Origin of the sequence: Mesorhizobium sp. M7A.F.Ca.CA.002.04.1.1, assembly GCF_004022805.1 — a bacterium.
Taxonomy (GTDB): Bacteria; Pseudomonadota; Alphaproteobacteria; order Rhizobiales; family Rhizobiaceae; genus Mesorhizobium; species Mesorhizobium ciceri.
In genome coordinates this window covers 1-2599 of record NZ_RZPL01000760.1, presented here as the reverse complement: position 1 = coordinate 2599, position 2599 = coordinate 1, and the positions used below count along the sequence as shown (strand labels likewise).

Genomic DNA, 2599 nt, shown 5'->3' with positions numbered 1-2599 from the left:
CCCGACCTGCCGGCCGAATTCTCGCAGACCGAACATTACAAGCGCGGCGTGGTCGGCATGGCCCGCTCGCAGGACCCCAATTCGGCCAATTCGCAGTTCTTCATCATGTTCGCTCCGGCACCGCCGCTCGACGGCCAGTACACCATCGTCGGCAATGTCGTCAGCGGCATGGAACTGGTGGATCACATCAAGAAGGGCGACCAGGCGGATAACGGCACGGTCTCCGACCCCGACCGGATGATCAAGGTGCGCATCGCCGCAGACAAGTAAAATTGTCAAATAACTCTGTTTTCTCAAAAGGATATCTGACATGGCCGAAATCAAGGACCGCGAGAACGCGCTCATCATGGAAACGACCAAGGGCACGGTCGTCATCGAACTTTTCCCCGACCTGGCGCCGGGCCACGTCTCCCGCATCAAGGAACTGGCTAGGGAAGGCGCCTATGACGGCGTGGTCTTCCACCGCGTCATCGAAGGCTTCATGGCCCAGACCGGCGACGTCAAGTTCGGCAATTCGAGCAAGCCTTCCTTCGCGCCGTCCCGCGCGGGCATGGGCGGCTCTGAGAAGCCGGACCTGAAGGCCGAATTTTCCAACGCCAACCATGGCCGCGGCACCTGCTCGATGGCCCGTTCGCAGAACCCGAACTCGGCCAATTCGCAGTTCTTCATCTGCTTCGACGATGCCGCCTTCCTCAACCGCCAGTACACGGTCTGGGGCCAGGTCATCGAAGGCATGGACAATGTCGACAAGATCAAGCGCGGCGAGCCGGTGCAGGATCCCGACAAGATCGTGTCGCTGAAGGTCGCGGCCGACGTCAAGTAAGGGCAAACGACAATGATGGGCGTCGTCTGGTCGCTTCTCGGCATCCTATCCGGCGCCTTCATTGCCATTCAGGCGCCGATCAATTCGCAGCTGGCGCGCGGCCTGGGTCTCCCAGTCGCGGCGGCTGCGTTTTCGTTCCTGTCGGGCGCGATCGTGCTCGGCATTATCTCCGTTACGGTGGTGAAGCTGCAAGGCATCTCGCTCGACTGGAAAGCGCCGGCGCCCTGGCTGTTCGTGGCCGGCGGCATGCTCGGCGGTTTCTATGTCACGCTGTCGACGATCCTGACGCCACGCATAGGTGCTGCCGCGCTGATGGCGTTTCTGGTCGCCGGCCAGTTGCTGGCCGGCATGCTCATCGACCGCGTCGGCTTCCTCGGCGTCGCGGTGCGTGAAATCTCGCTCGGCCGCGTTGCCGGCGCGGTGCTGCTCTTGGCCGGAGCGCTGCTCGTCCGGCTCTACTGATGCGCGTCGATGTCTTTGACTTCGACTTGCCGGAGGAGCGCATCGCGCTCCGCCCGGCGCAGCCGCGTGACAGCGCCAAGATGCTTCTGGTCAAGCCCGGCGAAGGGCTCGAGGACCGGACGGTTGGCGACCTGCCGTCCTTGCTCAGGGCCGGCGACGTGCTGGTGTTCAACGACACCAAAGTCATTCCGGCGCAGCTCAAAGGCATAAGGCGGCGGGGCGAGGCGACGGCGCAGGTCGAAGCCACGCTGCATATGCGCATGGCGCCGGACCGCTGGCTGGCCTTCATGAGGCCGGGCAAGCGCATTGCCGCCGGCGACCGCATCCATTTCGGCCATGACGGCAATTCCTGTTTCCTCGGTCAGCTCGACGCCACGGTGATCGAGAAAGGCGAGGGCGGCGAGGCGCTGCTTGGCTTCGACCTGTCGGGGCCGTTCCTCGACGAGGCGCTGCACGCGGTAGGCCATATTCCGCTGCCGCCCTATATCGCCTCGAAACGCGACGACGACGAACGCGACCGGGCCGATTACCAGACCATCTATGCAAGCGAGGAAGGCGCCGTCGCGGCTCCGACAGCGGGCCTGCATTTCACGCCGGAGCTTTTTGCAGCGCTTGACGCCAAAGGCGTCGAACGCCGCTTCGTCACCTTGCATGTCGGCGCCGGTACGTTCCTGCCGGTCAAGGCGGACGACACCGCCGACCACAAGATGCATGCCGAGACCGGGTCGGTCAGCGAAGCCACTGCGGACGCCCTGAATGCCGCAAGAGCAAGGGGCGGGCGCATCGTTGCTGTCGGCACGACCTCGCTGCGTCTGCTGGAGAGTGCGGCGCGTGAGGACGGTACTCTGGCTGCGTGGTCCGGCCCGACCGATATCTTCATCACGCCCGGCTACTGTTTTCGCACCGCCGACATGCTGATGACCAATTTCCATCTGCCGCGCTCGACTCTGTTCATGCTGGTTTCGGCCTTCAGCGGCCTCGACACGATGCGCGCGGCCTATGCCCATGCGATCGAGAACCGTTACAGATTCTATTCCTATGGCGACGCAAGCCTGCTTTTCCGAGCGGAGACGAGCGATGGACGATGATCTGCAAGCCTTTGACCGCGATGCGCTGATCGCGGAAGTGAAAAAACTGCGCGCCGGCATTCGCCAGCACCGCGATTCCACCGGCCATGAATTGTGCTGGCATCACCCCGATCTGTGGGACCTGCTGCCGGAAAAAACCGAACCATCGATCGCCGTGCCGCCCTGGCCAAAATTCATGCGCGGCTGCATCCACTACCGCCAGTCGCTCGACAAGCAGGCGCCGGAC

At 63.4% G+C, this 2599-nt stretch carries 5 protein-coding genes; all 5 read left to right on the top strand.

Annotation, left to right across the window (positions count from 1 at the left end; translation table 11 throughout):
• Window positions 1-270 (top strand): peptidylprolyl isomerase (locus ENZ75_RS28015; protein WP_206617115.1); only part of this gene is annotated, 270 nt, incomplete at its 5' end.
• Between the two features lie 40 nt (window positions 271-310).
• Window positions 311-823 (top strand): peptidylprolyl isomerase, encoded by a 513-nt coding sequence (locus tag ENZ75_RS28010; protein WP_013531825.1) that lies wholly within the window; start codon window positions 311-313, stop codon window positions 821-823.
• A gap of 12 nt (window positions 824-835) precedes the next feature.
• Complete coding sequence (locus ENZ75_RS28005; RefSeq protein WP_013531824.1) at window positions 836-1285, top strand: DMT family transporter; 450 nt, start codon at window positions 836-838, stop codon at window positions 1283-1285.
• The gene (gene queA / locus ENZ75_RS28000; RefSeq protein WP_063167941.1) at window positions 1285-2373 is read left to right on the top strand and encodes a tRNA preQ1(34) S-adenosylmethionine ribosyltransferase-isomerase QueA; all 1089 of its coding nucleotides are present in this window, start codon (window positions 1285-1287) and stop codon (window positions 2371-2373) included. The genes ENZ75_RS28005 and queA overlap by 1 nt, the downstream gene beginning before the upstream one ends.
• A partial coding sequence (locus ENZ75_RS27995; protein ID WP_128278478.1) for a hypothetical protein occupies window positions 2363-2599 on the top strand: 237 nt, incomplete at its 3' end. The genes queA and ENZ75_RS27995, both read left to right, overlap by 11 nt.

Coding starts and splice junctions, on each gene's coding strand:
- ENZ75_RS28010 (WP_013531825.1), top strand. CDS start 311: ATGGCCGAAATCAAGGACCGCGAGAACGCGCTCATCATGGAAACGACC.
- ENZ75_RS28005 (WP_013531824.1), top strand. CDS start 836: ATGATGGGCGTCGTCTGGTCGCTTCTCGGCATCCTATCCGGCGCCTTC.
- queA (WP_063167941.1), top strand. CDS start 1,285: ATGCGCGTCGATGTCTTTGACTTCGACTTGCCGGAGGAGCGCATCGCG.